Origin of the sequence: Brevundimonas sp. UBA4553, assembly GCF_002387245.1 — a bacterium.
Lineage (GTDB): Bacteria > Pseudomonadota > Alphaproteobacteria > Caulobacterales > Caulobacteraceae > Brevundimonas.
Genome location: NZ_DGLD01000019.1, coordinates 323304 through 348569, shown reverse-complemented (window position 1 = coordinate 348569; position 25266 = coordinate 323304). Strand labels below are relative to the sequence as shown.

Annotated in this window: 24 protein-coding genes; 9 read left to right on the top strand and 15 right to left on the bottom strand. The window is 67.8% G+C overall.

Annotated elements, in window-relative coordinates; all coding sequences use genetic code 11:
* Positions 1-43: 43 nt before the first annotated feature.
* Complete coding sequence (locus B4A39_RS14110) at positions 44-328, bottom strand: hypothetical protein (RefSeq protein WP_292037173.1); 285 nt, start codon at positions 326-328, stop codon at positions 44-46.
* A complete protein-coding gene (locus tag B4A39_RS14105) occupies positions 325-600 on the bottom strand; it encodes a DUF6894 family protein (protein WP_292037171.1) in 276 nt (91 codons plus the stop codon). Before B4A39_RS14105 ends, B4A39_RS14110 begins: the two co-directional genes overlap by 4 nt.
* A gap of 1155 nt (positions 601-1755) precedes the next feature.
* Between B4A39_RS14105 and B4A39_RS14100 the strand changes: the two genes are divergently transcribed.
* Positions 1756-3546 (top strand): response regulator, encoded by a 1791-nt coding sequence (locus B4A39_RS14100; RefSeq protein ID WP_292037170.1) that lies wholly within the window; start codon positions 1756-1758, stop codon positions 3544-3546.
* Between the two features lie 287 nt (positions 3547-3833).
* Here the strand turns inward: B4A39_RS14100 and B4A39_RS14095 are convergent, their stop codons facing one another.
* Positions 3834-4040 carry a hypothetical protein gene (locus tag B4A39_RS14095; RefSeq protein WP_292037168.1) on the bottom strand — a complete coding sequence of 69 codons (207 nt, stop codon included), beginning with the start codon at positions 4038-4040 and terminating at the stop codon, positions 3834-3836.
* A 150-nt stretch (positions 4041-4190) separates the two neighbouring features.
* Between B4A39_RS14095 and B4A39_RS16480 the strand changes: the two genes are divergently transcribed.
* Positions 4191-4427, top strand: coding sequence for a DUF6766 family protein (locus tag B4A39_RS16480; protein ID WP_409449552.1), 237 nt, complete (start codon positions 4191-4193; stop codon positions 4425-4427).
* A 459-nt stretch (positions 4428-4886) separates the two neighbouring features.
* Here the strand turns inward: B4A39_RS16480 and B4A39_RS14090 are convergent, their stop codons facing one another.
* From B4A39_RS14090 to B4A39_RS14065, 6 genes are all read right to left on the bottom strand, one after another.
* The gene (locus B4A39_RS14090) at positions 4887-5693 is read right to left on the bottom strand and encodes an SDR family NAD(P)-dependent oxidoreductase (protein WP_292037167.1); all 807 of its coding nucleotides are present in this window, start codon (positions 5691-5693) and stop codon (positions 4887-4889) included.
* A gap of 79 nt (positions 5694-5772) precedes the next feature.
* The gene (locus tag B4A39_RS14085) at positions 5773-6678 is read right to left on the bottom strand and encodes a manganese catalase family protein (protein ID WP_292037166.1); all 906 of its coding nucleotides are present in this window, start codon (positions 6676-6678) and stop codon (positions 5773-5775) included.
* Positions 6679-6738: 60 nt separating this feature from the next.
* Positions 6739-7257, bottom strand: coding sequence for a ferritin-like domain-containing protein (locus B4A39_RS14080; protein ID WP_292037165.1), 519 nt, complete (start codon positions 7255-7257; stop codon positions 6739-6741).
* Positions 7258-7332: 75 nt separating this feature from the next.
* Positions 7333-8157 (bottom strand): cyanophycinase, encoded by an 825-nt coding sequence (locus B4A39_RS14075; protein WP_292037163.1) that lies wholly within the window; start codon positions 8155-8157, stop codon positions 7333-7335.
* Positions 8150-10930 (bottom strand): cyanophycin synthetase, encoded by a 2781-nt coding sequence (gene cphA, locus B4A39_RS14070; RefSeq protein ID WP_292037161.1) that lies wholly within the window; start codon positions 10928-10930, stop codon positions 8150-8152. Before cphA ends, B4A39_RS14075 begins: the two co-directional genes overlap by 8 nt.
* On the bottom strand, positions 10927-11118 hold the full coding sequence (locus B4A39_RS14065) for a hypothetical protein (RefSeq protein ID WP_292037159.1): 192 nt from the start codon (positions 11116-11118) through the stop codon (positions 10927-10929). The genes cphA and B4A39_RS14065 overlap by 4 nt, the downstream gene beginning before the upstream one ends.
* Before the next feature lie 159 nt (positions 11119-11277).
* On the opposite strand from B4A39_RS14065, the gene B4A39_RS14060 reads away from it, so the two are divergent.
* The 6 genes from B4A39_RS14060 to glf all read left to right on the top strand — a co-directional run bounded on the left by B4A39_RS14060 (position 11278) and on the right by glf (position 18563).
* Positions 11278-12192 carry an iron-containing redox enzyme family protein gene (locus tag B4A39_RS14060; RefSeq protein ID WP_292037158.1) on the top strand — a complete coding sequence of 305 codons (915 nt, stop codon included), beginning with the start codon at positions 11278-11280 and terminating at the stop codon, positions 12190-12192.
* Positions 12189-13118, top strand: coding sequence for a methyltransferase (locus B4A39_RS14055; RefSeq protein WP_292037156.1), 930 nt, complete (start codon positions 12189-12191; stop codon positions 13116-13118). Before B4A39_RS14060 ends, B4A39_RS14055 begins: the two co-directional genes overlap by 4 nt.
* Positions 13119-13268: 150 nt before the next feature.
* Positions 13269-13454 carry a hypothetical protein gene (locus B4A39_RS14050; RefSeq protein WP_292037155.1) on the top strand — a complete coding sequence of 62 codons (186 nt, stop codon included), beginning with the start codon at positions 13269-13271 and terminating at the stop codon, positions 13452-13454.
* 138 nt (positions 13455-13592) lie between these two features.
* Entirely contained in the window at positions 13593-14600 is a 1008-nt protein-coding gene (gene galE / locus B4A39_RS14045) for a UDP-glucose 4-epimerase GalE (protein WP_292037154.1), read from the top strand.
* Positions 14590-16158, top strand: coding sequence for a hypothetical protein (locus B4A39_RS14040; protein ID WP_292037153.1), 1569 nt, complete (start codon positions 14590-14592; stop codon positions 16156-16158). The genes galE and B4A39_RS14040 overlap by 11 nt, the downstream gene beginning before the upstream one ends.
* 11 nt (positions 16159-16169) lie before the next feature.
* A complete protein-coding gene (gene glf, locus B4A39_RS14035) occupies positions 16170-18563 on the top strand; it encodes a UDP-galactopyranose mutase (RefSeq protein WP_292037152.1) in 2394 nt (797 codons plus the stop codon).
* Between the two features lie 172 nt (positions 18564-18735).
* Here the strand turns inward: glf and B4A39_RS14030 are convergent, their stop codons facing one another.
* Both B4A39_RS14030 and B4A39_RS14025 read right to left on the bottom strand, forming a co-directional pair.
* Positions 18736-20007: an NAD(P)/FAD-dependent oxidoreductase gene (locus B4A39_RS14030; protein WP_292037151.1), complete on the bottom strand. Its 1272-nt coding sequence runs from the start codon at positions 20005-20007 to the stop codon at positions 18736-18738.
* 102 nt (positions 20008-20109) lie between these two features.
* A complete protein-coding gene (locus B4A39_RS14025) occupies positions 20110-20328 on the bottom strand; it encodes a hypothetical protein (protein ID WP_292037149.1) in 219 nt (72 codons plus the stop codon).
* A 189-nt stretch (positions 20329-20517) separates the two neighbouring features.
* On the opposite strand from B4A39_RS14025, the gene B4A39_RS14020 reads away from it, so the two are divergent.
* Positions 20518-21303, top strand: a complete 786-nt coding sequence (locus tag B4A39_RS14020; RefSeq protein WP_292037148.1) for a Crp/Fnr family transcriptional regulator — start codon at positions 20518-20520, stop codon at positions 21301-21303.
* 70 nt (positions 21304-21373) lie between these two features.
* On the opposite strand, the gene B4A39_RS14015 is transcribed toward B4A39_RS14020, so the two are convergent.
* The 4 genes from B4A39_RS14015 to B4A39_RS14000 all read right to left on the bottom strand — a co-directional run bounded on the left by B4A39_RS14015 (position 21374) and on the right by B4A39_RS14000 (position 25104).
* Entirely contained in the window at positions 21374-21568 is a 195-nt protein-coding gene (locus B4A39_RS14015; RefSeq protein ID WP_292037146.1) for a hypothetical protein, read from the bottom strand.
* A gap of 710 nt (positions 21569-22278) precedes the next feature.
* Positions 22279-22527 carry a hypothetical protein gene (locus tag B4A39_RS14010; protein WP_292037145.1) on the bottom strand — a complete coding sequence of 83 codons (249 nt, stop codon included), beginning with the start codon at positions 22525-22527 and terminating at the stop codon, positions 22279-22281.
* Between the two features lie 478 nt (positions 22528-23005).
* Positions 23006-23278 carry a DksA/TraR family C4-type zinc finger protein gene (locus B4A39_RS14005; RefSeq protein WP_292037144.1) on the bottom strand — a complete coding sequence of 91 codons (273 nt, stop codon included), beginning with the start codon at positions 23276-23278 and terminating at the stop codon, positions 23006-23008.
* A gap of 101 nt (positions 23279-23379) precedes the next feature.
* Entirely contained in the window at positions 23380-25104 is a 1725-nt protein-coding gene (locus B4A39_RS14000; protein WP_292037142.1) for a PAS domain-containing protein, read from the bottom strand.
* Between the last annotated feature and the right edge of the window lie 162 nt (positions 25105-25266).

The window sequence follows — 25266 nt, the reverse complement described above, 5'->3', positions numbered from 1 at the left end:
GCGTTGGCGGGTCCGGGGCGAAACCGGGAGCCGGTGGCCCGGGCTAGGTCTCCAACCCGTTCCGGACGCGGCGGAACAGGTCCAGGGCCTGGCGGTCGTCGAGGGCGTCGATGTCGACGCCGTCCGTGAGGTCAACCAGAAGCTGGATGGCGGCGCCGCACGCCGCTCCGTCGAGCGGCGTCTCCGCCTCGACCCAGGCGGCGATGGCCGAGAGCGTGCGGAGCGCTTCCTGATCCGTCATGGCGCTACCCTCCAGGGAGGCTGCGGCGGCGATCTCCCGCATTTCCCACAAGGCGCGGCGACAGGCGGCGGCGTCACGATCGATCATTCGCCCCCTCGCGACGGCGGGGCGTCGCCGCCATCCACGGCAGATGAGATCACCCGGTTCACGACAAGCTGGAACAGGGGTTCGCCTTCAACCAGGGAGACGGTCATGCGCGCGCCTTCGCAGGCCCAGAACATAGGTCCGTCGTCCCTGAGCAGTTCGCCGAGGGTGCGGACCGCCTCGATCTGGGCGTCCTGGATGGAGGCCAGGGGCGCCGCCCATTTGAAGTTTTGTCCGCCTACCCCCGCGTCGGACTCGAATATGAACGTCTGCATCCTCAACTGCTCCCATGAACGGTTTCGCTGTGACCGAGAGCCGCCTCGATGCGCGCCCAGGATTGCCGTCGGCGCCCGTTTCGGGCCTCGAACGGACGCCCCGTTCGGCCATACCCAGATCGCGTCTCGTGGAGACCGCGGCGGGCCGTCAGCGCCGCAGATGCAGGGAGGGCGCCCGCGCGGCCGTCCGGGCGCCGACAGAGGCCGGCCGTCAAAGGCTGATCAAGGCGAGCACGACCATCACAAGGATGATCGCGGCCGCACATCCGTACCAAAACGCCCGGGTGAGGCGCGGTCCGCCCGGCTGAAACACGGGTTCCGTGGGCAGGGGCGCGTCGGGCCCAACTGGATCGGGCTGGACCGAAGACGCGCCTCCGGCCTCCTCGTCGGTCCCGGCGGGAGCCGTTCCCGGGTCAAAAACGGGCCTGGCGCCGTGACCTCGAAGACGCCAGTGATCGTCCTTGATCTGGAGGGGATGGGGCATGATCGACCAAGTCCATGGATGCGGCGCGAGTTCCCTGCGCCTCCCCCTCGGTCCGGAAGTCGACACATCCCGTCCGGCCCGCCTCACGACGCGTCGCCGAGACCACGCAACAGCGACGCCTGATGACCGGGTCGGACGTGCTGAGGCGAGTTCTCCGCACAGCCGGACGGCTGGGACGCAAGGCTCCGGAAATTTGGAAGGCGGCGACCCCGTCCGATCTCTATCTCGTGGCGCGGTCGGACGGGGTCATCGCCGCCCATGACGATTATGATCGCCGGGACGAGAAGGGCGCGACGCGCTCCACTTGCGGGTCTCTCCCCCTACGGCCGCCCGGCAGCGCCTCGCGTGCGCGGCAAGACGCTCGCGTTCCACTTCAAGCTTTTGCCCCCTATGTCGGCTCGCCGATGCTGCCCGCCCCGACTGCGCCTGAGCGGCCATGGCCGGAGACCGCACGTTGTCTCTCTACCTGTTTGACGAGGGTTTCGCCGTTATGACGGGCCCCGGTTCAATCACCGCCTTGAATATCGTCGGGACAGGGCCGACGGCCTCCTAAGGTGGATTCCCTTGCGCCCCCCGACATTGTCGAGGCGGTCGCCCTCCGGCTCGCAGGACCTCGAACACTTTGTTGACGAACACCGTCCCACCATCCGATTCACGAGGGAGAGAAGCGGATGACCGCCACGGAAAGACGATGGCTGGGCGAGGCCCTGAGGCGACGGGCGGGCCAATGGCGGACGAGGGTCGGGTTCGGCCTGCTGATCGCCGGCGCCTTCTGGCCCATGGTGGGCGCGCCTTTCGCCCTGGTCTGGGCGAGCGCCTACATCCTGATCCAGGCGGCCGAGCGCTTCCTCACCTCCGTTTGGAGCGCCTCCCCCCGTCTCAGGCGCGGCCTGACCCCGCTCGCCCTCGCCCTGGTCCTCGCGGGCAACCTGTCCTTCGCCGGCTTCGCCCTGCGCCAGGCCATGACCCAGGACCCGCTCGGTCTGATCTGCGCTGCGATCCTCGCCTCCGGCGCCCTTATCAACGGGGCCATAGCGACCGGCGGCTCGCGCGCCGTATCGCTCGCCGCCCTGGTTCCCCACCTCGGCGTCCTGCTGAGCCTGCCGCTCTTCCTCGGGCGCAACTATGGTTCCCCCTGGGCGGCGATGCAGCTCCTTGCGGCCGGGATGTTGCTCGTGGCGGCGACTGTAACCGCAGTACGGGGGCTGTCGGCGAACATGGCGCGCCAGCGCGCCGCCGAGGCGGCGGCTGTCGCAGCCCGTCGCCAGGCGGAGGCCGCCAGCCGCGCCAAAAGCGCCTTCATCGCCAATATGAGCCATGAGATCCGGACCCCGCTCAACGGCGTCATTGGCCTGGCGCGCGTCCTCGCCGGATCGGATCTGCCTCCTCGCGAACGTGAACAAAGCCAGCTTTTGCTGGAGTCGGGCGAAGCCTTGAGAGTCCTTCTGAACGACATGCTGGATCTCTCCAAAATCGAGGCGGGCCGTTTCGTCCTCGAGCCCCGCCCCTTCCACCTTCGCGCCCTCCTCGACAGCCTCGTCCGTCTCTTCGAGCCTGCGGCGACAACCAAGGGTCTCGAGCTCCAGCTGTCCGCCGCGCCGGATCTCGCAGACGCCTATATCGGCGACGAAACCCGGATACGACAGGTCCTGGCCAACCTCATCTCGAATGCGGTCAAGTTCAGTGATCAGGGTCGGATACTCGTCGAGGCCCGGCCTGATCCCCGCGGCCTCTGGCTGGCGGTTTCGGACATGGGCGCGGGCGTGGCCGAGGATCAGATGGACCGCCTGTTCCAGAAGTTCGTCCAGCTCGATGAGTCGCCGACGCGACGGCACGGCGGCGCAGGCCTCGGCCTGTCGATCTGCGCTGACCTCGTCGGACTGATGGGCGGCGACATCCATGCCGAGCGCCTTGTCGCGGGAGGCATGAAATTCGTCGCGATCCTCCCCCTCCAGGAGCAGCCCCGCCTCGCCGCCGAGCCCGTGATCGAACCGGCGGCTGAACCTTCAGACGTCAAGGGCCAATCCGGCGAAGGCCGGACAGCGCCGCTGCAGATCCTCGCCGCCGAGGATCATCCGATCAATCGCAAGGTTCTCCAGCTCCTCCTTGAGCCGACGGGCGTCGACTGCCACTTCGTCGAGAACGGGCGGGATGCCGTGGAGGCCTGGCGGGCGCGCGCCTGGGACGTGATCCTCATGGACATCCAGATGCCGCTCATGGACGGCATTGCGGCGGCGCGGGCGATCCGCGCCGAGGAAGCCTTCCTTGGGCGTCGCCCCACGCCGATCATCGCCCTGACCGCCAATGCGCTCCAGCACCAGCGCGAGGAGTATGCGGCCGCGGGGATGGACGACTTCATCGGCAAGCCGGTCCAGCCGGAGACCCTGTTCGCCGCGCTTGAGAGGGCGACTCGGAACGCCTCTCATCCCGCCGATCCTGAGGCGTCGGCGGTGCGGGACTGAAGCGAAAGCGGGCCGGGATCCATGGCTCTCGCTCCGCGGCGGCGCCCGCCATTTACCCGGCTGGTCCATGCGGCGGCGTTTCTCGCATACGCTTGTGCCTGACGCCCCCTCCCGAGGCGGGCGGGGCGCCTCCGGGTGTCGGCGCCGCCGGGCGGCGCGCATGGAGACTTGGCCATCGGCTCGATCCGCCTGATCACCAAGACAAGCGTGGCGCTCGGCATAAGCTCCTGTTCGACGAAGCACGCCGCGCCGCCCCCTTTCGAGTCATGGCGGGGCTGTTCGCGACCCTAGAGCTGCAGGTCGCGACGGAGGTCGGCGAGAAAACCCTTCGTCACGTTCATGGTCGGGCTCTCACCGACCTTGGCGTCGGCCTTCAGCAGAAGATCCTGGACCTCGTCCGGCGCCAGCAGCCCCTTTTCAACCAGGGTGTCGAGCAAGGTCAGTTGCAGGGCGATCGAGGCGAGCGCGATGGCTCCGGATTCCTGGGCGTTCATGAGCTGTGTCCTTTCGATGAGACAGCGCAATCCTCTTGGCCGCGATCCGTTTCCCAAGATCTCAACCCGACACAGGGAGCCTCTCCAACGTTCCGGCGCCAGGAACCATGAGCCTGGGCGGCGTTTTGCGGGAAGGAACAGGAGGCCCACATGAGAGCCTTGCGCGACAACAGCCTCACGCTCGTTCTTCTCCTACCCTTCTTACTCTTCACAGTCAGCATCCTCGGTCATGCCCTGACAGGATGGCGGGTGGAGACGGCGGACGCCCTCCGCCACGGTCGAGCCGGGGGAGCGCTTCTCGACTATCTCGGCAGTCCCGCCTTCCTGGCGACGGTATTCGAGAACAGGGAGAGCGAATTCTGCAAAGGGCGGCCTATATCGTCCTGACGACCTTTCTCATCCAGAGGAGCTCCGCTGAATCCCGCGACCCTGGGCGCCGCCCCGCGAGGCTGATCTCGACGCCCAAGCCATGACGCCCGGAGCCCCCGCTCTCCTGGGGGGGCGCTTTCTCCCGGACCGTCTACTCGCGTTCTCCGGGGATCGCCCTTGCGGCGCTCCTTCTGACGTCCTTCATCGCCCACTGGACCCAAAGCGCACGAGCCGCGGCTGCAGACGGCCTGGAGCACGGCAAGCGGCGAAAGGCGCATTCGTCTCCCTCGCTTACTCCAGCCTTGGTACGACTCCTTCCAGGATTGGCGGAGCGAGCGAACCGAGGTCCGAGCCCTCAAGACGTCTGTTCCCGTGGCGAAGTCGGACTCGCTCCCGAGGACCTCCTTGCGGAAGAGGCGGAACGGTCGAGACCGCCAGACCGCCGCCGCACTGCGACGACGGACTTAAAAGGACGGCTCAGTCGCCGGAGCCGGGCTCCGCCATCTTGCGATGCTGTTCGGCGAGCACGGTCTGGGGCGTGACAGCCGCCATGGCCGCCTGGACCTTGTTGCCCAGACCCGCGACCACATCGCCATCGCCGCGCTTGAGCGCCTCATAACCCTGGCGAGCGACTTCAGCGGGATCCATCTTCTGTTCATCCTGCCCGACCTTCGTGTCGAGCAGGCCTGCCCGTCGAAAGAAGTTTGTTTCGGTAGGCCCCGGCATCAGCACGGTGACCGTGACGCCGCTGTGCTTGAGCTCATTGCGCAGGGCGAACGAGAAGCTGTCCACGAAGGCCTTGCTTGCATTGTAGACCGCCTGAAAGCTGCCAGGCATGAGCCCGGCGATGGAGCCGGTGAAGAGTATCCGTCCCTGGCCTCTCTCCCTCATCCGTCGTCCTGCGAGGTGCGCGATCCGCAGCGTGCCGGTCACGTTTGTGTCGACAACATGAAGGATGTCGCTCATGCCCTGGTCGAGGAATCCACGGCCCAAACCGTGTCCGGCGTTGGCCGCAAGGACATCGATAGGTCGGTCGCCGACCAGCGCCCAGAGCGCCGCCGTTCCCGCCTCTGTCGCAAGATCGGCGTGCAGGCCCTCAACGCGTCCCCCCAAGGCTTCCAGACCCTCTATCGCCTCTTCTAGATCTGTGTCGGCCGCGAGAATGAGGTCATGTCCGTCTTCAGCCAGAAGACGGGCCAACTCATAGCCTATCCCTGACGAGGCTCCGGTCACCACGGCGATCGGTCGGCAGGACGGGCTGTCCGGAAGACGATCGTCGATCATGGTCTGGCTCCTGTGACGGTTGAGGACGGTGTCGGGCGAGCCGCGCTGTCCGGCGCCGCCCCGTCTCCTATTTCGCGCCTCAACCTTCCGGCTCCAGCGGCGTGGTCCTGCCGGCGCCCGGGCCGGCGCCGAGATCGGCCCCGGTGACGGGGTTGGCCGCCGGATCGGATCGTGTGCGGGCCGCAAAGGCCTCAACCGGCTTTCTCTCCGCCGCCGACAGTTTGACCGTAGCATCGCCATCCCCGCCGTCGACCGCCGCCTGGGCCTCCCGATCGTCGACGCTGTCCCACTGCTCACCGGCGTTCCAGGAGCCGCTGGCGTCGCCGTCCCCCTGGGACATGTTGTAGTATTTGTCCGCGAACTCCGGATGACCGGGAAGCTTGCCTGGCGGGAAGTTGGCCGGGATCGCGTAGAGGGCCTTTTCGAAAGACTTCTGGTGGGCCACCTCGCGGGTCATGAGAAAGGTCAGGGCGTCCTTGACGCCCGGGTCGTCCGTCACGTTGATCAACCGCTCGTAGACGATCTTGGCGCGGGATTCGGCGGCGATGTTGGACCGGAGATCGCAGGCCGGATCGCCGATGGAATCGATATAAGCCGCCGTCCACGGCACCCCGGCCGAGTTGATCAGGGCGGTCCCCCCTCCGTAAAGTATGGAGGTCGTATGGCTCTCCCCTCCCGAGGTCATGCTCGCGTAGAGATCGGCTTCCTCCTCGGCGGCCTCGGCCAGCTTGCCCTTGGCGCCCCTGTTGAGCATGGCGACAATGGAACCGATGATTTCGAGGTGGCTGAGTTCCTCAGTGGCGATATCCATCAGGAGGTCCCGGCGCCCGACATCCTCGTCCGCCAGACCCTGCGTGAAGTAGCGCATGGCTGCAGCCAGCTCGCCTTGAGGCCCGCCGAACTGTTCGAGCATCAGGGTGGCGAGACCGGGGTTGGGCTCGGCGACCCGGACCGTGTACATCAGCTTCTTGTTGTGCATGAACATGACAGCAATATCTCTCTACTGGTATGATGGGGGCGGCGCCGATCTGCAGCGCCGAGGGGCTCAGCGGCTGGCGTCTTGGCCCGCGCGCCTCAATTCGAGGTGCTTCTCGACCAGCATGGGGAGGCTCTCGTCGACCCAGCGCGCCATGCGCACTTCTTCCTCAAGCGTCGCCCTGAGGGGATCATAGGCCTCCGCGTAGCCTCCGCTTTCCGCGAGAAGAATCAGGGCCCGGTAAGAGGCGGCTTCGAAGTTCTCGAAGGCGTAGTTGGCCAGGGCGTTCTTGAGGATCTCATCCTCGGCGAAACTGTGCCCCAAAGCCGCCAGGTTTCCGCCGAGCGAGAGAGCGGCGTCCTTGAGACCGGAGGGCTTCTCGTCGAACCCGGACAGCAGGGTCTCCAGGCGGACAATCTGTCCTTCGGTCTCGAGGCGATGCGCTTTCAGCCGGTCGGCCACCTCGGTGAAGTTCTTGGCGCGATCGATCTGGCGATCCATGAGAGCCAGGGCCTGGTTTTCCACCGCGTGGGCGTTCTTGAGGCCGGTTACGAAGACATCGCGCCAGATGTCGTCTGCGTTGGTCACGTCGGCTTCCTTCCTGTGGTCGGTCTGAAGGGTTAACCCCCCAGCCCGCCAAGGGACCGACGTGTCGGGTTCAGGTCACTGAGGATCTATCGACGCCGACGCTCCTCGGGAACCGGCGCGCTCGGGCCGGCGACGGTCGAGGTTGAAACGGTCGTCCTGCGACAGGACGTGGAGCCGTACGTCGAACATGGACAGGGCGTCCTCCGCCCTTCCCTCGGAGATGTTGGTATGGGTCGCCTCCTCGCCGTCGACGACATAGACGGCGCCGTCTCCGATGACCTGCAGCCCGCCCTGCTCCACCACGACCGCCGTGTTCTCGTCGATCCCCAGCCCCATCAGCCGCGGGTTGTGGGCCACGGCGCCGAGCAGCCGGCCAAAACGGCCCCTTTCCGCGAAGTGCTGGTCGATGATGACGTTGGGCAGGAGGCCGAGCCCGGGCGCCATATGCACCTCGCCTATGCGATAGGATTCCGCGCTGGGTCCTTTGACCAGCATGGTTTCACTCATCACCGACGCCCCGGCCGAGGTGCCAGCGATCACGCCGCCGCGGGCGTGAAGGTCGCGGATGCGCCGCTCGATCGGCGTGTCGCCGATCTGGCTCGAGAGCCGCAACTGGTCGCCGCCGCTGAAGAAGACGCCCGCAGCGCCGTCGAACAGCGCCAGACGTGCTTCGTCCTGGCTCTCGGCGCGGTCCTCCACGTAGAGCTCCACAAGCTCCCCGACCCCGAGCCCTTCGAAGCCCTGGCGATAGCTGTCGAAATAGCCTTCGGGTTCATGAGAGGCGACGGTGGCGACCACCAGCTTGCCGCCTCCGAGGCGGCGCGCCACCTCTCTCAGGATGACGCGGTCGCCGGTCTTGTCCTCATGCCCGCCAATGATGACGAGAGGTCCTTCAACCATGGGGCGGCTCCAGGATCACGCCGGGCGCGTCAAGCCCGAGCGCGACCGAGACTGGGCGCGGGCGGAAGGCGAGGATCTGCTCCCACACCGCTTCGATGCGCGTGGGCGTCAGGACGACGAGATCTCCGGGTCGCGCCGCCTCGAGGCAGGCGGCCACAGCGTCCTCCTCCTTCTGGACGCCGCGGAAGCGTGAGGCGTCTGCGCCGGTCCGGAGCGCGCCCTCGGCCAGGAGGCGAATGACCTCGCCGGGAGATCGTCCCCGGTTGTCGGGCGTCTCGCGGAAGACCACTTCGTCGAAGAATTCCGCGCTGATCTCCCCCATGGCGGCGATTTCCTGCGTGCGCCGGTCCCCGGGAATGCTGATCATGGCGATGACCTTGCCTCCGGCGGGCCGGGTGGCGGCCACCAGATTTCCAAGGGCGCGCAGACCATCCGGATTGTGGGCGTAATCCATGATGACCCGGAAACCGTGCTGGTCGTTGATATTGAGGCGACCGGGGTTCTGTTCGTAGCTCGAGGTGAAGCTGGCCAGGGCCCGCCCTATACGATCCGCCGGAACGCCCACGCCGTAGCAGGCGGCGGCCGCGGCGAGCGCGTTGGCTACATTGAAGGCCGCCGCCCCGCCAAGAGTGGAGGGCAGGTCGGCCGCCTCGGCCACCCTATGGCGTTCGCCACGGTCATGGAGCTCCAAAATCCCGTTCTGCGCATTGAACAGGACCGCGGCCCCGCCCTCGGCGACGTGCTTGAGCAGGAAGCCCGGCGCTTCCGCACCGCCTCGCATGGAGAACCAGCAGACCCTTCCGCCGGCGTGCCTGGCCATGCGCAGGGTCAAGGGATCGTCGGCGTTGAGAACGCTCAGCCCGCGGCGGGACACGGACTCCGCCACGACCGACTTGACCCGGGCGAGGTCCTCGAGCGTGTCCACCCCCTTGAGCCCCAGATGGTCCGGCTGGACATTGAGGACGCAACCGACGTCGCAGCGATCGAAGGCCAGTCCTTCGCGCAGGATTCCTCCGCGCGCGCATTCCAGCACGGCGACATCGACGGTCGGATCATTGAGGACCATGCGGGCGCTTCGGGGGCCACTGGCGTCTCCAGCGCGAATCCGCTCCCCGTCCACATAGACGCCGCTCGTATTGGTCAGTCCCACGGCGCGTCCCTCCGCCCGCAGCACGTGAGCGATCATCCGACCCACCGTGGACTTTCCATTGGTTCCGGTCACCGCGACGACCGGTATCCGCGACCGGGCGCCTCGCGGAAAGAGCATGTCGATGATCGGCCTGGCCACGTCCCTCGCCTCCCCTTCCGACGGCGCAAGGTGCATGCGCAGCCCCGGCGCGGCGTTGACCTCGACCACGCCTCCGCCGGTATCGCGCACCGATCGCCGGATGTCCGGCGCGAGCAGGTCGACGCCGGCGACGTCGAGGCCCAGGACCAGGGCGGCGCGACGGGCGATGGCGGCGTTGGCGGGATGAATGTCGTCGGTCCGATCGATGGCCGTTCCCCCTGACGACAGATTGGCGGCGGTCCGGAGCAGGACCTGCCTTCCGGCCTCAGGCACGCTCTCCGGCTCGAGTTTCTGGTCGGCCAGGACGGCCAAAGTTTCCTTGTCCAGGCGGACAAGGGTCAGGCTGTTTTCATGCCCGACGCCCCGGCGCGGGTCGGAGTTGACCTCGACGACGAGTTCGGCGACGGATCGGCGTCCGTCTCCCTCTATGCAAGGCGGGCGGCGCTCGGCGACGGCGACGACCCTGCCGTCCACCACGAGCACTCGATAATCCCGTCCGGGAAGCTCCTGCTCGACAATGACCTTCCGGCCGTGGGGCGCGGCCAGGTCAAAGGCCTTCCTCACAGCCTCGGGGGTGTCCAGACCCGTCGTCACGCCGCGTCCATGATTTCCGTCGAGCGGCTTGACCACGACCCGGCCGCCGAGGCGGCGGGCGGCGGCCGCGGCTTCGTCTGCGGTCCGAACCACCTCTCCCCGTGCGGTCGGGCAGCCGACGGATTCGAGCATGGCCTTGGCCTGGGCCTTGTCGCCCGCCAGTTCGGCCGCAATCAGGCCCGTGCGGTCCGTCACGCTGGCGCGCAGGCGGCGCTGACGCGACCCCCAGCCCAGCCTCAACAAACTCTGGGTGTTGAGGCGCTCGACGGGGACTCCTTTCCGCCGCGCGGCGTCGACAAGAGCCTGGGTCGACGGTCCGAAGGCGGTCCGGCGGACGGCGTCCCAGAGGATCTCCACGGCCTTGTCGGCGAGCACGGCTTCGACCAGACGAGGATCAAGGTTGTCCGCGCAAATCCTTTCCAGTCCGCGGACCCCGCCAAGGGCGGGCGGCAGGAGAGCGTCGCAGATCTGCAGGGCCAGCCGACCGGCTAGGAGCGCGGTCGTCTCGTCACGATAGGTGAAAAGGATGTCGTAGACCCCCGGCCGCCCCCGGACCGACCGCGTCTTGCCCCGTGTGACCGGGGTCCCTGCGCGGGTCTGCAGTTCAAGCGCGACGTGCTCGACGACATGGCCGAACCAGGTCCCGTCGCGCAGTCGACGGACAAATCCCCCTGGCTCACCATAGCAGCAGCCGTGCCGGTCAAGCCCGGGAAGCGCCTGCAACAGGCGCGTCGAGAAGGCGCCGAGCCGATCCGTCGGCCACAGCTCCAGCCTACCCAGGTCCAGACGAATCCGGACCATGGGCCGGGCGCTGTAAAGATGGGGTCCGCGATAAAGGCTGCGTTCAAGAACTTCCGGGGGCCGGTCCTCGACCATGGGAGCCACGCTCATGCCGCCAGCTCGCGGGGCGCTTCTTCGGTCATGCCGCGCACTAGGGCGCGCACCACCATGGCCGCGGCCACGGCGCGCGAAGGGGCGCGGCCGGCCACCAGAGCCGTCCTGTCGTCGGGGGCCGAAACAGCCCAGTTCCAAGTCTCCTCGACCTTGGTGATCGTCCAGCAAAATCCAGCGTGTTCCACTCGGTTCCTCCCTGAGGGAATGGAAGAACCGAATGCCCGGGACGCAGTTCCACTGTCTGGAACCCGACTTGAAGACGCGGTTTTTCTCAGGCCTGCGACCCTGCGGGAACCGGCGCGCGGGCCAAGGCGTATGGCAGTCCCATGTCACAGGAGCCTTCCATGCCGCTACAGGGTCCCGCCTCGCTCCCCGCCACCGAACTGTCGGACCCGGCAGGCTTTCACCGGCGGCTGGCGCATTGGAACCATCGGCGCATGGCCCCGGCCACGCCGGACGCAGGATGGCGCGACGATCTCCGCCACGACGCAGAGATGATGCAGGTCGAGGGCGGCTTTATCGAGCGCGCCCGGGCCGAGGCCGCGCCCTGGCTGGCCGACCTTCCGGCCGACGCCGACGCTTTCGTCGCCTGGTTCGAAGGGCTCAAGGGCCAGGGCCCGGGAGAGGCGGACCCGCTTTTCCCCTGGCTGGCCGAGACGGCCTCGATGGAGGAGATGCGCTGGTTCCTCCTCCAGGAGGTCGCTGGCGAAGCCGGCTTCGAGGATCTGGTGGCGATGGCCCAGGTCAAGATGCCCCCCCGGCCCAAGCTGGAGCTTGCGCGCAACTACTGGGACGAGATGGGCCGCGGCTCCGCGGCCGGCATGCACGGTCCCATGCTGGACCGTCTCGCTTCGGCCCTCGACCTGCATCCCCGGATCGACGACACGGTCTGGCCTTCGCTCGCCCTGGGCAACACCCTGGTCGCCTTTTCAACGCAGCGACGATACGCCTATCATGCTCTGGGAGCCCTGGGCGCGGTCGAACTCACCGCCCCCTGGAGAGCGGCCCATGTCGCCCAAGGCCTCAAACGGCTTGGCGTGGGGACCGAGCGGAAATACTTCGCCCTTCACGCCACCCTGGACATCGCTCACTCCGAAGCCTGGAACGAGGAGGTGCTGCGTCCGCTGGCGCAGGATCGGCCGGAGTGCATTCGGGCTCTGGCGGAGGGTGCCGTCATGCGCCTGATGGCCGGCGCGCGCTGCTTCGACGCCTACCGGACCCAACTCTGGGGCGCGACGCCCGAGCGCCGCTCCGCGTGACCCCGACCGGGCCGACGCCGGCCGACGAGGCCCTGCTCGAACTCCTCTCGCGACTCGAGGCGGCCGGCTACGACTTCGTCTCCCCGACCCCGGCCGTCCACAAGCTCGTTTCCCGCCGCCGGAAGGCGAACGAGCGCCACGCCCTGAGAGACATCCTCGGTTGGGGCCGCCTATTCGACGCTGCTACAGCGCCCCCATGGCTCCTGAAGGGGCTCGGCGCCGCCGACGCCCTGGCGGCTGAGGCCGAGGGCTACCGGGCCCGGCTTCGCGTCAGCCGCCTGGCCGGACGGCTTCATCTCCACTCCGCCTCATCGCGCGAGGATCAGGCCGTCTTCCTGGGGCCGGACAGCTACAGGTACGTCCGGTTTCTGCGCCAGGCTCTCGCCGACCATGACTGGCGCAACGCGCTTGAGATCGGCGTCGGCGCCGGCGCCGGCGCACTGGCGATCGCCGGCCTCGATCCGGAAGCTCGCGTCACCGCCACGGACATCAATCCTGCGGCCCTGCGCCTTGCGCGCGTCAATGCGCGCCATGCCTGTCTTTCGCTCGATCTGCGCAAAGGCGACTTCCCGGAGCGCGGAGGACCCTGGGATCTGATTGCAGCCAATCCGCCCTACATCGAGGGCCGAGCCGGCAAGCTCTACCGCGATGGCGGGGGTCAGCATGGCGCGGAAGTCGCCCTTGACTGGACGCGGACCGCGCTGGATCGGCTTGCGCCCGGCGGTCGCTTCATCCTCTACACCGGCGCCCCGATTGTTGAAGGCGAGGATCTGGTGCGCCTCGCCGCGCAGGCTCTGGCGGACCGGCACGGGGCCCGCCTCGACTACGACGAGATCGACCCCGACGTCTTCGGGTCGAGCTTGAGCCGACCCGGCTATGCGGCTGTCGAACGGATCGCCGCGGTGGGCGCCGTCTTCACCCTGTAACCCGATGACGCCCGTTCCGGCCTGCATCTCTGGATCGGTTCGATCCTGGGCGCGCGAGATCGCGGAGTCTCGCGTCCCCCGCTGCGCCTCCACCGGAACTCCACACGGGCGGCCCTGTTGATCAGGCAGATCTCGAGCCGGAGCACAAACATGAACCGCCCCCCTGAAGAGCCATCCGTCGATCCTGAAGAACAGTCCGATCCCACGGTGACGGCGCCGGCCCGCACGGACGGGCGGTCCGACGGGATGGAGAACAAGACGCCGATCAAGATCTTCCGCGCCGGACAGAACGCCGGGCGCGACACCCGTTCGACGGCGGCCTCCACCCGCACCTAGGACCGCTCGGTTCCATCTCGGCCCGCCGCTGGACGGTCGCCGCCGCCGTCGCGTCGCCCGCCCGCCCGCAAGTCGTAGACCGGACTCAGGCAACGTTCGTCGACGAAGCCCCTTCCCTCCGGGTGAACGGAGACCGGGATGAAACGAATACTGGTGACGGGAGGCGCGGGATACATCGGCTCCCACGCCTGCAAGGCGCTTGCGACGGCCGGCCATGAGCCCGTGGTGTTCGATGATCTGTCCAACGGCCATCGGGAGGCGGTGCTCTACGGACCGCTGGTGACGGGCGACGTGCGCGACGGCGGCGCGCTGAGCGCCTGCATGCGGCGGCATGGGGTGGAGGGGGTGATCCACTTCGCGGGCCTCATCGAGGTGGGTCGCTCGGTCAACGACCCGAGCGTCTTCTGGGACGTCAACCTCAACGGCGTGGCTTCGGTCCTCGCCGCCATGCGCGCGAATGGCGTAAGGCGGATCGTCTTTTCCTCCACTGCAGCGGTCTACGGGCAGGCGCAGTCGGCGCTTCTGGACGAGAGCGCCCCCGCGCAACCCATCAATCCCTACGGCGACAGCAAGCTTGCGGCGGAGCGTCTGATCGCCGCCCATGCCCGCGCCCATGGCGTGGAGGGGGTGGCTCTCCGGTATTTCAACGCCGCAGGCGCCGATCCGGACGGGAAACTCGGCGAGGCGCATCACCCCGAGAGCCATCTCATCCCGCTCGCCATCGAGGCCGCCCTCGGCGTGGGTCCGCCCCTCAAGGTCTTCGGACTGGATTTCCCGACGCGAGACGGCGCCTGCATACGCGATTTCATTCACGTCTCGGACCTCGCCCGCGCCCATGTGGCGGCGTTGACGGCGCCGACCGGCGAGGCCGGTTTCGTGGCCATGAACCTCGGCCTTGGAAAGGGGCTGTCGGTGCTGGAGGTGATCGCCGCCGTAGAGCAGGCGTGCGGGCGCCCGGTGCCCTGGGAGCGGGCTGCACGCCGCGAAGGCGACCCCGCCGTTCTCGTGGCTGATCCGACCCTGGCGCGCCAGCGTCTCGCCTGGACGCCCGCCTTCACCCGGATCGAGGACATCGTCAGAACCGCTGTGGCCTGGCGTCTTGACCCTCGCTTTGGTCCCGCCGCCTCTCGCGTCCATGTCGCCTGAACAGCCGCCCCTCGAGATCTGGGGGGGACCTGAATGCTCGCTCAACCGCGTCGGCGATGTTTTTCGCGACCAGATCGGCCTCACCGGACACGATGATCGCGAGGGCGATCTGGACCGCTTCGCATCCCTGGGCCTGAAGACGCTTCGCTATCCTCTGCTCTGGGAGCGAACGGAGATTGCGCCAGGGAAGTTCGACTGGTCCTGGGCGGACCGGCGTCTTCATCGGATCCGCGAGCTGGGGCTCGGCGTCGTGGTCGGTCTTGTCCATCACGGCTCGGGGCCCGCCTGGACCGACCTGCTGGACCCGGGCTTCGCAGAAGGCCTGGCGCGTTTCGCGGGCGAAGCGGCGAGGCGCTATCCCTGGATCCGGGACTGGACCCCGGTGAACGAGCCCCTCACCACCGCGAGGTTCAGCGCCTTGTACGGGCTCTGGCATCCGCACCGTCGAGACGAGCCCTCCTTCTGGCTCGCCCTCCTGAACCAGATCGACGCCGTCCGCGGCGCCATGCGGGCGATCCGCCGGATCATTCCCGATGCTCGCCTTATCCAGACGGAGGACTTCGGGCGGACCTTCGCCACTCCCCCATGCCAGGACCAGGCCGATCACGAAAACCGCCGTCGCCTCATGACCTGGGATCTTCTGTGCGGGCGGGTGACCCCGCAGCATGGCCTGTACGCCCACCTGTCGCACATGGGGTTCGGCCCTCGTCTCGACGGCCTGTCGGCCGATCCTTGCCATCCCGTGATCGGCCTCAATCACTATGTCACCAGCGACCGCTTCCTGGACCATCGCCTGGAGCTCTACCCATCGAGGCTGCACGGCGGAAACGGTCGTATCGCCTATGCGGACGTGGAGGCGGTCCGGGCGCTGGACCCTGCGCCCGCCGGATGGCGAGAGCATCTCGATACGCTCTGGCGCCGTTATCAACGGCCGCTCATCGTCACCGAATGCCATCTGGGCTGCACGCGGGAGGAACAGCTACGCTGGCTCCACGAGTGCTGGTCGGCGGCGCTTGACGCCCGCCGCGCGGGCGCCAGGGTCGAGGCCGTGACCGCATGGAGCCTTCTGGGCAGCTTCGACTGGGACAGTCTTCTGACCCGCGCGGACGGTCGATATGAAACGGGCGTCTTCGATCTCTCCGAAGGCTCCCCTCGCCCCACCGCCCTGGCCGCCCTGGTGCGTCACCTCGCCCTCGACGGGGCCACCGACATGGCGCTCGCCGCTCAGTCAGGTTGGTGGCGACAAACCCAGCGCCTCCTTTACCCGCCAGGGGATCTCCAGCGCGCATCCGGTTGCGCGGCGGATCCGGCCGCGGCTCAGGTCATACTCAGTCCCGACCTTCATCCGGAGCTCGTCCTGGAGTGCGAAAGACGGGGACTGCGCCTGATGGCCGAGGCGGACGATGAGGGCCAGGCCTGGCGGTTTACGGCGTCCGAGACGCCTACGGCGCGCGCTCTGGATCTCCTGATCGACCGTCGGCTTTACGGCGAGCCTGTGCCCGAGACCCGACACAGGGATACCGCAGACGCCCGCAGGATTTCATCAAGGTTCCCTTGATGAAAGCCGCCATGACCCAATCTCCCGCCGCCATCGCCGACGTTCTCGATCTCCCGCACGCGCGGCGCGATCCCGTTGTCTGCCTTTCCCATCTCCGGTGGGACTTCGTCTTCCAGCGCCCACAGCATCTGATGGCCCGGTTCGCCCGGACCCGGCCGGTCGTCTTCTTTGAAGAGCCCCTGCCTTCAGAGCCTGGCGCTCCCGTCGCGCTTGACGTCCGCGCCTGCCCGGACACGGGGGTGCTGGTGGCGACGCCGCGCCTGCCGCACGGCATCGAAGGGGCGTGCCGCGACGCCGTCGTGCGCCAGCTTCTGGACGGCCTGCTGGAGGAACAGGCGGTGAGCCGGCCGGTCCTCTGGTACTACACCCCGATGATGTTGCCGGCTGCGCGCCACATCGAGGCGGCGGCCGTTGTATTCGATTGCATGGACGAGCTTTCGGCCTTCCGGTTCGCCCCGCCCGAACTCAGGACCCTTGAAGCCGAACTGATGAACGCTGCGGACGTCGTCTTCACGGGCGGATACAGCCTGTTCGAAGCCAAGCGGAACCGTCACGCCAACATCCACCCCTTCCCTTCCAGCGTGGACGCCGGTCATTTCGCCAGGGCGCGTAGCGCGGCGGCGGACCACCCGGCGCAGGCTGGGCTTCCCGGTCCCCGCCTGGGATTCTACGGCGTCATTGACGAGCGGATGGACCTGGCCCTCATCGCCGCAGTCGCCGACGCCCGCCCCGACTGGTCGCTCGTCTTTGTCGGTCCGGTCGTCAAGATTGACGAGAAGGATCTGCCGCGCCGCCCCAACATCCACTACCTGGGCCAGCAGTCGTACGCCGAGCTGCCGGCCTTCCTCGGGGGATGGGATGTCGCCCTGATGCCCTTTGCGATCGATGAATCGACGCGCTTCATCAGTCCCACAAAGACGCCCGAGTATCTGGCGGGAGGTCGCCCGGTGGTCTCAACCCCTGTGACCGACGTCGTCAGGCACTATGGGGAGCTGGCGGGCGTTCACATCGCAGCCGGCGCCGAAGCCTTCATCGCCGCCTGCGACGCCGCGCTGTCGCAGAAGACGGCCGACGACTGGCTCGCCGAGGCCGACGCGGCCTTGCGCAACCTGTCCTGGGACCAGACACAGGCGCGGATGGCGGTCATGGTCGATCATGCGGCCGCCATAGGCGACGTCCCCGAAGGCGGCGCCCGCCCAGGCGTTGCGCAGACGGACCTTACGCCGTCTACAGCCTCGCCCTCCATCCGCCCTTCGGCGCGCGCGTCGCACTATGACGTCCTGGTCGCAGGCGCCGGTTTCGCGGGCGCCGTCCTCGCCGAACGTCTGGCCGCGAGCGGACGGCGGGTGCTCGTCGTCGATCGCCGTCCCCACGTGGGCGGCAACGCCTTCGACGAGCATGATGCGGCAGGCGTCCTGGTTCACCGCTACGGCCCTCATATCTTCCATACGAACTCGGCCGAGGTGTTCGACTATCTCTCGCGCTTCACCCCCTGGCGGCCCTATGAGCACCGTGTCCTCGCGCGCGTAGGCGATCAGCTTGTGCCCATGCCCATCAACCGCACCACGCTGAATTTGCTCTACGGGCTGGATCTGCGCTCGGACGAGCAGGCAGAAGCCTATCTCAGCTCGCGGGCCGAGCCCGTCGACAAGGTGGCGACATCGGAAGACGTCGTGGTTTCCGCGATCGGGCGGGAACTCTACGAAACCTTCTTCCGAGGCTATACCCGCAAGCAGTGGGGCCTGGATCCCTCACAGCTCGATCGCTCCGTCACCGCTCGCGTCCCGACGCGCACCAGCACCGACGACCGGTATTTCACCGACGCCTTCCAGGCCATGCCCCTGCACGGATACACGCGCATGTTCGAGAACATGCTCGATCACCCGAATATCCGGGTGGAGACCGGCGTCGACTTCAGGGATGTCCAGGCGGAAGTGCTGTATGATCACCTGGTGTTCACCGGACCGATCGACGAGTTCTTCGACCACAGGTACGGGCCCCTCCCCTATCGGTCGCTGGCGTTCCGGCACGAGACGTTCGACCAGGCGACGTTCCAGCCGGCCGCCGTGGTCAACTATCCTGACGAGGCCGTGCCCTACACCCGCGTGACCGAGTACAAGCACCTGACAGGTCAGAGCCATCCCCGCACCAGCGTCAGCTACGAGTACCCCTGCGACGAGGGCGACCCCTATTATCCGGTGCCCCGGCCCGAGAACCAGGCGCTCTTCAAACAGTATGAAGCGCTCGCCCTGGCGCGTCCTGACGTCAGCTTCGTCGGACGGTTGGCCACCTACCGCTACTACAACATGGACCAGGTCACCGGTCAGGCCCTGGCCACGTTCCGACGGTTGAGCAGGACCTTCGCCGCCGCCGGCGCCACGGCGGCTCCCGGGATCCGCGCCTGAGCAGGCCGCCCTGGGGACCGCAGGTCCCCGGGGCGTTCTCATGACGGCCGTGCGGCTGATCGCTCCAGGATGCTCAGGCGGACCAGGTGCGGATCCCCTTCTCAAGCCTTCAGCATTCGGGCGGCGGCCGCCGACCGAAGGTCATGCGTCGCTGCCGCGCGGCTCGGCGGCGTCAGTGCAGCTTCAGGCGTCCCGAGGCGCGGCGCTGGAACAGCCGGCTCAGTGCGAGCAGCACGGTCCTGCGCGATCCCACGACGATGCGGTGGTGCGCCAGATGCAGACTTATGTAGGCCCAGCGCGCCAGGAGGCCTTCGATCAGGAAGTTCGGTCCGGCCAGGCCCCCCATCAGGGATCCCAGCCCGTGTCCGGCGCCGAGCGATATGAGGGACCCCCGATCCCGATAGCGGTAGGGCCCGGGGTCGCCAGATCGGGTCAGGGCCTTGGCGAGGTAAAGCGCCTGCTGCGATGCGGCCTGGGCCCTGGCGGGCACTGGCCGCCCATCGGGTCCGGGCGCCTCGGCGCAATCGCCCATGGCGTAGACGCCCTCTGCGGAGGTTTGCAGCCGGTCGTTGACGAGGAACTGGTTCAGGCGGCCCGTCGCGAGACCGAAGGTCGTGTTCTCGTCTCCCGCCTTCACGCCAGCCGCCCAGACAATCAGATCGGCAGGGATATCGCCCAGGCTGGTGTCCAGGCCGTCCGGCCGCACCCGCGTGACTTTCGCATTGACGGCCAGACGGACGCCGCGGGCCTGAAGCGCCCGCGCGGCCTTGTCGGCGACCGCGTCGGGCAGGCCCCCAAGTATCCTGGGACCGGCCTCGGCGATCGTCACTTCCAGATCAAAGCGTTCGGCCGGATCGAGCGCCGACGACAGGGCGGCGTGGCCTTCAATGAGCTCAGTGGACAACTCCACCCCGGTCGCCCCCGCCCCGACAATTGCGACCTTCAGCCGACGACGGCCGTCATAGGCCGAAGAGAGGAACAGGGCCGCCAGACGGCGATGGAAGGCTTCCGCGTCCGCGACATTCTCGAGCAACCAGGCGTGTTCGGCAGCGCCCGGGGTGCCGAAGAGATGGCTTCCGGCGCCGGTGGCCAGGACCAGACGGTCGAAGTCGACCACCCGGGCGCCGATCAGAAGCGAGCCGTCCGCGTCTCGCGTCTCGACCAGACGCAGGCGTCGCGCACCCGGCTCGAGCGCTTCGACTTCGCCCAGTAAAAACCGGAAATGATTGCGTCGGGCCAGCATCAGATAGGAGAGGCCCTCCTGCCGCGCGTCGAGAGAACCGGCCGCGACCTCATGGAGCGACGGCTTCCAGAGGTGAAACACCGCCCGATCGACGAGCAGCACCTTTCGCGGTCCCTCCCGGGGACCGAGACGGCGCCCCAGCATGGCGGCGAGCTCCAGCCCTCCGGCGCCGCCGCCGACAATGACGATCTGGTTTTGCATGATGGCTCAATCCCCTGGACGAACTGAAGTTGCGAGCGTCTCAAGCCGCCGCGCGCTTCTCCCCGCCCCCTTCTGCTCAAAAGGGTCCGCGCGCCGACAGCCTCAGCCCTTCACGGCTTCGGGGTCGCCGCCCTTCACCTCGGCGGACACATTGAAGCGCAGTTCGCCGTCCTCGAAGACCTTGGCCAGGTCGAAGGTCCGGCTGCCGCACAGCCGACGTTTCACCTGGGCGAGCGCTTGCTGCGCCTCGTCCACGATGACGGATTCTGTCCTGAGCACGCCCGTGCCTCGGGCGCTGTAGCAGATGGTGTAACGGGTCATGGGACCTCCCTTCCCGCTGAAAAACCTGGATGGAAGCCGGCGTTCCCTATGCGCAATGCCGGTCATAAGCCCCGACAGCCGATCTCGCTGGCCCAGACAAAAGCATTCCGTCTGTTCTTGTCTTCAAAAATACTAACCCATGTAGGTGCGGCGCGGCCCCGACACGCCAGTGTGAGGTCAGGAGTCGACATGCAAACCAGGATAAACCTTATCAACGCCAGCGCGGGCGCTTCTCGCGTCGCCCTTGATATTTGCGATCACCCTGTCTTCCAGGCCCTGCCGCCGGACGTGCAGTCGACGGCCCAGACCCACAGCCTTCTCGAAACGCTTCCGACCGGGCGCATTCTGCCGGAAAGCGGGTCTCTATCATTCATCCTCTCAGGCGTTTTGGGTCTCTTTCCCAACAGCGACGGCGTCTGCGTCGCCACGGTCGTCGCCGGGTCTGTCCATGGATGGGATCAAGCCTTCGCGCCTGACAACCATCCTCCAGGGGTCAGAGCCCTGATCGACACCACTCTGTGCCGCGTGCCGGCCAGCCAGGTCGTTGGGGGTCTCGGGCGCGAGTGGCTGACGCGCCTTGTCGCGCGCCAATCCTCAGGACGTTTCAACGAGATCGCCGCGGAGGCGGCGTGCAACGCCTCCCATCTCGTGCAGGAACGCCTCGCAAAATGGCTGGTCCGGTTGCACTGCGGCGGCAACGGCGCGCCGCTTCACCTGACGCAGGGCGATTTCGGCGCCATGCTCGGCGTGCAACGCACCAGCATAAACGCGGCCGCGGGGCGTCTCCAGGCTCTGGGTCTTGTCAGGTTCGGCCGCGGGAGGGTGCAGATCCTCGACCTCGCCGGGCTGCGAAGCGCTTCATGCTGCCTTGACGGCGTAAAAGGTGAGATTCCCAAGCCCCGCCTCTCCTCGTCGCCGGGCGCCGAACGGCGGTCAGCCTGGCCCGCGCGTCCGCTGCAAGACACCGCGGCCTGACGCGGGCGGACGGCGAGTAACGCCGCGCCCCTGCGGCTCACCGTCAAGACCCGTCCGGGGGTGAAGCGCCTCACCCCAGGGGCTTCTGGTAGGTCTGCCCTCCGTCGGCGCGGGATATGATGCGTGAGATCTGCTCCAGCACGGCCCGCTCCCCCACCGCCGGGCCAGCGCCCCGCGCCGACTGAAGCAGGGCTTCGATTTCGCCCAGTTTGCCCGGAAGCAGCCTGTCCTCCTCGTCCCTGATCGTCGGCTCACCCATGTTCATGCGTCATCTCCTGAGATATGGGGGTGAACGTCGGGGCCGCCCTTCTGCTCCCGAACCCACGCCTGCGACACCGCTGTGTCCGGAAACCGACCCGCCTGCCCCCCGGCCTGGCCCCTTTCGACGAACGGATCCATGCACCGGACCTTGACCTGCGCCGTCGTCCTCTTCCCTGACGCCTCTAGCCGTCCGACGGAGTGCCGCCCTTCCTGATGAGAGCGGCGCACCCCTGACAGGTCGTGGCGCACGAAACAGCCCGCCGGCGGCGACCGGCGTATCGCGGCCGCCGGCCCGCCCGCTTCCGGACCCCTTAACGGAACGGCCGGCCGACCAGGGTCACCGCCGTCATTTGCGCCGCCCCTTGTTCTGGCGACGATCCCACCGGATTGCGGCCACGGCGACCGCGGCGAACACGACGCCCAGCACAAGAAGGAGCAGGTTCATAGGGGACGCCAGCTTCGTCCGAAGCGCTTGAGCGCTGAGCTGAGAGCGCGCAATCCCAAGGCCGCCGGGATCGCGCCAAGGACAGCCAGAAGAAAGGGCCCGAACATTTCCATGTCGATGCAGCGTCGGCCGAGGCTGGAAGGTTCCGCCCGCCTGTCAGAGGTTTCTGGCCGGTAGAGCCGGGATCGCGCCCGCAGCAGGGTCGCCCGCCCTGCTGAGCCGACGCCCCTCAAGAGCGCTCCTGGCCGCCCGCCTGACGGGAAAAGTCGTCACAATCGATCGCGTCTGGCCGCCATGCCGGGGGTCGTGGGCGCCAATTCCTCCGCCTGTGTCTTGGGCGGCGGCCCGTCCGCCGCCTGAAGCCCGTCATCGGGCGATTCCCGAATGGACAGGATGGAGTCTCCGGCCTTCAGCAGCGGGGCGGCGGCGTCCGCCGCCTGGACGTCTGTCGGCGAAGGCACCCGCAGCTTTCGCTCTGCGCCCTCGGCGTCGGCGACGACAATTTCGTAGAACTTCATGCTCGGTTCCTCTTCTGTCCTGACCGGGCGCTCACGCGGCGATGAACGAAAACCGCCTACACCGTCCTTTGCCCGCCTGCCCGCAACGAGTCTGAAAGCCCGAGGTCGCGGAAGGCGTTCCGCCCGCCAGTGGAAAAGACGCTTCAAACGCTCCGGCGATCCCGTCAGACCGGCCCAGAGCAGAACAGGACCAAGTCGAGGCCTGGACGGTCGGGTCACAGCCTTCCCAGGCTCAGGGAGACGCCGCCACAGCCGGAAGCCGTGTCGCGAGTGCGAAACCGGCCCGGACGCGCGCTCGTCCGGGAGACGCAAGGCCGAGCCTCCGGGAGCGTTCCGTTTCGCCGTCACCGCCTTCCTGGCCCGACTCGCCGGTTCACCTCGCGACCAGGAGCGGTCCAGCGCAGCCGTTCACGATGCGCGCCATCCTGCAGAACGGGGCCGGTCAGGGGCGTTGGACGTTCAGCCTCGCCGCCGACCGCTAACGAAGCTGGCTGTCCTTGCTGCCGCGACGATTGATTCCGGAGTGGACGATCCGACGGTCGCGGCTGGACTGACAGCTGACGCAGGTGGTGACGCCGGGCATGGCCTTTCGCCGCGCCAGAGGAATATCTTCGCCGCATTCGACGCATTCGACGCATTCCACAGCGCCTTCTCCCCTCGGCAGGCGCGAGCGCGCGCTGAGCACCCCGTCGACGATGGTGTCGTTGATCTGATCGAGTACGGCGCCTTCATGCGCCCAGCCGGAAGCCATGACATCCTCTCCTTCGCCCAGAAGATGGGGAGCGGCGACCCGATCCCAGCGTCGCCGTTCTCAAAGGACCCGTCGGGACCGTGGCCCTAACCGCGTATCGCTCAGCGATCCATCTTCTGGGCCAGCTGGAGAAGCTCCGCCAGGTTACGGACACCAAGCCGTTCCATCAATTGGGCGCGGTAGGTCTCGACCGTTCTGGGGCTGAGCGACAAGGCGCGCGCGATCGACTTGTTCGTGCCTCCAGCCCTGAGGCCCTCGAAGACTTCCAGCTCCCGCCGCGACAGGTCCGACAGAGTCAGGCGTGGCTGACCGGAGCCCGGTTCGGCGCTGCGCGCCGGCGAGACCTTCACGGCTCGGGCTGCGGAAACCAGGGCTGACAGGGCGGCGTGATAGGGAAGAACATCGGCCGCTCCCAGTTTCATGAGCTGGACCACAGTATCCAAACGATCGCCAAGTCGCGCCGTGACGAGCCAGGGCAGCCTTTTGCCGGTGCGCGCCAGCAAGGCGGCGGCCCGATAGACCCGGTCGAAGTCGGCCTCGGAGGCCAGGACGACCACGCCCGGCTCGAGGTCGTCGGCGAGACGGGCGAAGGCCTCGACGCCATCGAAGCCCCGCGCCTTGAAGCCGGCCTGGCTGAAGGCGTGGACCAACCGGTTCTGCGCGGACGGGTCGTCGTGAACGACATAGGCGCGCGCCTCGATACTCTGGGTGACGTCCACCAGCAGACCCCCGATCCGGCGGATCACCCCGTCCTGGCTCGCGATCGGGAAGGCGGTCGCGTGGAAGGTCCGAAGTCCGCCCTCGGTCCTGACCCGGAAACGGCCCTGGGCGGCGTCGCCTCGCGAGACATGATCCAGGGTGCTCGCGACCTTCGCCCGATCCTCGTCCACCAGCTGGGCCAGCCAGGTCTCCAGCGGACAGGTCTCTCCGGAGGGCGGCAGGGCCCAGGCCGACCGGAACTCCGGGTTGAGGCCCGTGATGGTTCCCGTTCCAAGGTCGATGGTCCAGAGAAGGCTGGCGCTCGCCTCCGCCACCTCCTTCAGAAGGTCCTGCCCATCGGGCCCGGCCGTAGCGGCGAGCCGCCAGTCGTGAATGTCCACGGCCGACCCGCACCAGCCGACAAGGCGGCCGTCCCCGGCCCAGACCTGTTGCGCCCTGATGAAGAACCAGCGGAACCCCCCGTCGGCGTCCCGGAGCCGGAACTGGCCCGAAAAGGCCTGAGGCCCTGACTCCGCCTCGGCCCTTGTCGACTCGGCCCGGTCGAGATCCTCGGGGTGGATGCGGTCCTGAAGGCGGACCTGCGTCGGGAGAGATAGATCGAGGTAGATCTGGAGCGTCTGGTTCATCCACGCCAGCGACCCGTCGGGCGCGCACCGCCAGAGCAGGCCCGGGGCGGTGTCCGTCACGGACCTGAGGGCCGCCTCGCTCGAGCGCAGGGCCCGCTCAGCCAGGAGGCGGCCCGTGGTTTCATAAACGACGCCCAGAACCCCGCGCACGGCGCCGGCCGTGTCTCTCGCGGGCGAGTAGGAGAAGGACCACCACGATCGAGCGAGGCCCCCGCCTCGAACCAGCGGAACTTCGAAATCCTCGCTGAAGCTGGCGTAACCGGCCAGGGCCCGGATGAAGGGCGGGGAAACGGTCGACCACGCCTCCCTGAAGACCTCGCGGAAAGGCCGGCCAAGACAGTCGCCCTTCAGCTCCACGATCGGGGCGTAGGCGTCGTTGAAAAAAATCTGATCATCCTGGCCCCAGGTGATGAAGATGGGGAAGCGGGAGCCCAGCAGGAGATCCAGGGCGGCGACAAAAGCCGGGTCCCACCCGTCCATCGAACCTATTGAGGTTCGACCCCAATCGCCGGCGCGGATTCGATCCGCACAGTCGCCCTGGGCTCTAAGCGTCGCCGCCGGCCTGGCATCGCGAGCCCACGTCCGCGGCTCCTGCTCGAAGCGAGGCGCGCCACCCTTAAACCCCACCCAACGCCCTCCAGG

Excerpts from the sequence above, each read along its gene's own strand:
- B4A39_RS14030 (WP_292037151.1), bottom strand. The coding sequence starts at position 20,007 with ATGCAAAACCAGATCGTCATTGTCGGCGGCGGCGCCGGAGGGCTGGAG.
- B4A39_RS14110 (WP_292037173.1), bottom strand. The coding sequence starts at position 328 with ATGATCGATCGTGACGCCGCCGCCTGTCGCCGCGCCTTGTGGGAAATG.
- B4A39_RS14060 (WP_292037158.1), top strand. The coding sequence starts at position 11,278 with ATGCCGCTACAGGGTCCCGCCTCGCTCCCCGCCACCGAACTGTCGGAC.
- B4A39_RS14105 (WP_292037171.1), bottom strand. The coding sequence starts at position 600 with ATGCAGACGTTCATATTCGAGTCCGACGCGGGGGTAGGCGGACAAAAC.
- B4A39_RS14005 (WP_292037144.1), bottom strand. The coding sequence starts at position 23,278 with ATGGCTTCCGGCTGGGCGCATGAAGGCGCCGTACTCGATCAGATCAAC.
- B4A39_RS14020 (WP_292037148.1), top strand. The coding sequence starts at position 20,518 with ATGCAAACCAGGATAAACCTTATCAACGCCAGCGCGGGCGCTTCTCGC.
- glf (WP_292037152.1), top strand. The coding sequence starts at position 16,170 with ATGACCCAATCTCCCGCCGCCATCGCCGACGTTCTCGATCTCCCGCAC.
- B4A39_RS14000 (WP_292037142.1), bottom strand. The coding sequence starts at position 25,104 with ATGGACGGGTGGGACCCGGCTTTTGTCGCCGCCCTGGATCTCCTGCTG.
- B4A39_RS14100 (WP_292037170.1), top strand. The coding sequence starts at position 1,756 with ATGACCGCCACGGAAAGACGATGGCTGGGCGAGGCCCTGAGGCGACGG.
- B4A39_RS14015 (WP_292037146.1), bottom strand. The coding sequence starts at position 21,568 with ATGAACATGGGTGAGCCGACGATCAGGGACGAGGAGGACAGGCTGCTT.
- B4A39_RS14085 (WP_292037166.1), bottom strand. The coding sequence starts at position 6,678 with ATGTTCATGCACAACAAGAAGCTGATGTACACGGTCCGGGTCGCCGAG.
- B4A39_RS14025 (WP_292037149.1), bottom strand. The coding sequence starts at position 20,328 with ATGACCCGTTACACCATCTGCTACAGCGCCCGAGGCACGGGCGTGCTC.
- B4A39_RS14095 (WP_292037168.1), bottom strand. The coding sequence starts at position 4,040 with ATGAACGCCCAGGAATCCGGAGCCATCGCGCTCGCCTCGATCGCCCTG.
- galE (WP_292037154.1), top strand. The coding sequence starts at position 13,593 with ATGAAACGAATACTGGTGACGGGAGGCGCGGGATACATCGGCTCCCAC.
- B4A39_RS14040 (WP_292037153.1), top strand. The coding sequence starts at position 14,590 with ATGTCGCCTGAACAGCCGCCCCTCGAGATCTGGGGGGGACCTGAATGC.
- B4A39_RS14090 (WP_292037167.1), bottom strand. The coding sequence starts at position 5,693 with ATGATCGACGATCGTCTTCCGGACAGCCCGTCCTGCCGACCGATCGCC.
- cphA (WP_292037161.1), bottom strand. The coding sequence starts at position 10,930 with ATGAGCGTGGCTCCCATGGTCGAGGACCGGCCCCCGGAAGTTCTTGAA.
- B4A39_RS16480 (WP_409449552.1), top strand. The coding sequence starts at position 4,191 with ATGAGAGCCTTGCGCGACAACAGCCTCACGCTCGTTCTTCTCCTACCC.
- B4A39_RS14010 (WP_292037145.1), bottom strand. The coding sequence starts at position 22,527 with ATGAAGTTCTACGAAATTGTCGTCGCCGACGCCGAGGGCGCAGAGCGA.
- B4A39_RS14050 (WP_292037155.1), top strand. The coding sequence starts at position 13,269 with ATGAACCGCCCCCCTGAAGAGCCATCCGTCGATCCTGAAGAACAGTCC.
- B4A39_RS14075 (WP_292037163.1), bottom strand. The coding sequence starts at position 8,157 with ATGGTTGAAGGACCTCTCGTCATCATTGGCGGGCATGAGGACAAGACC.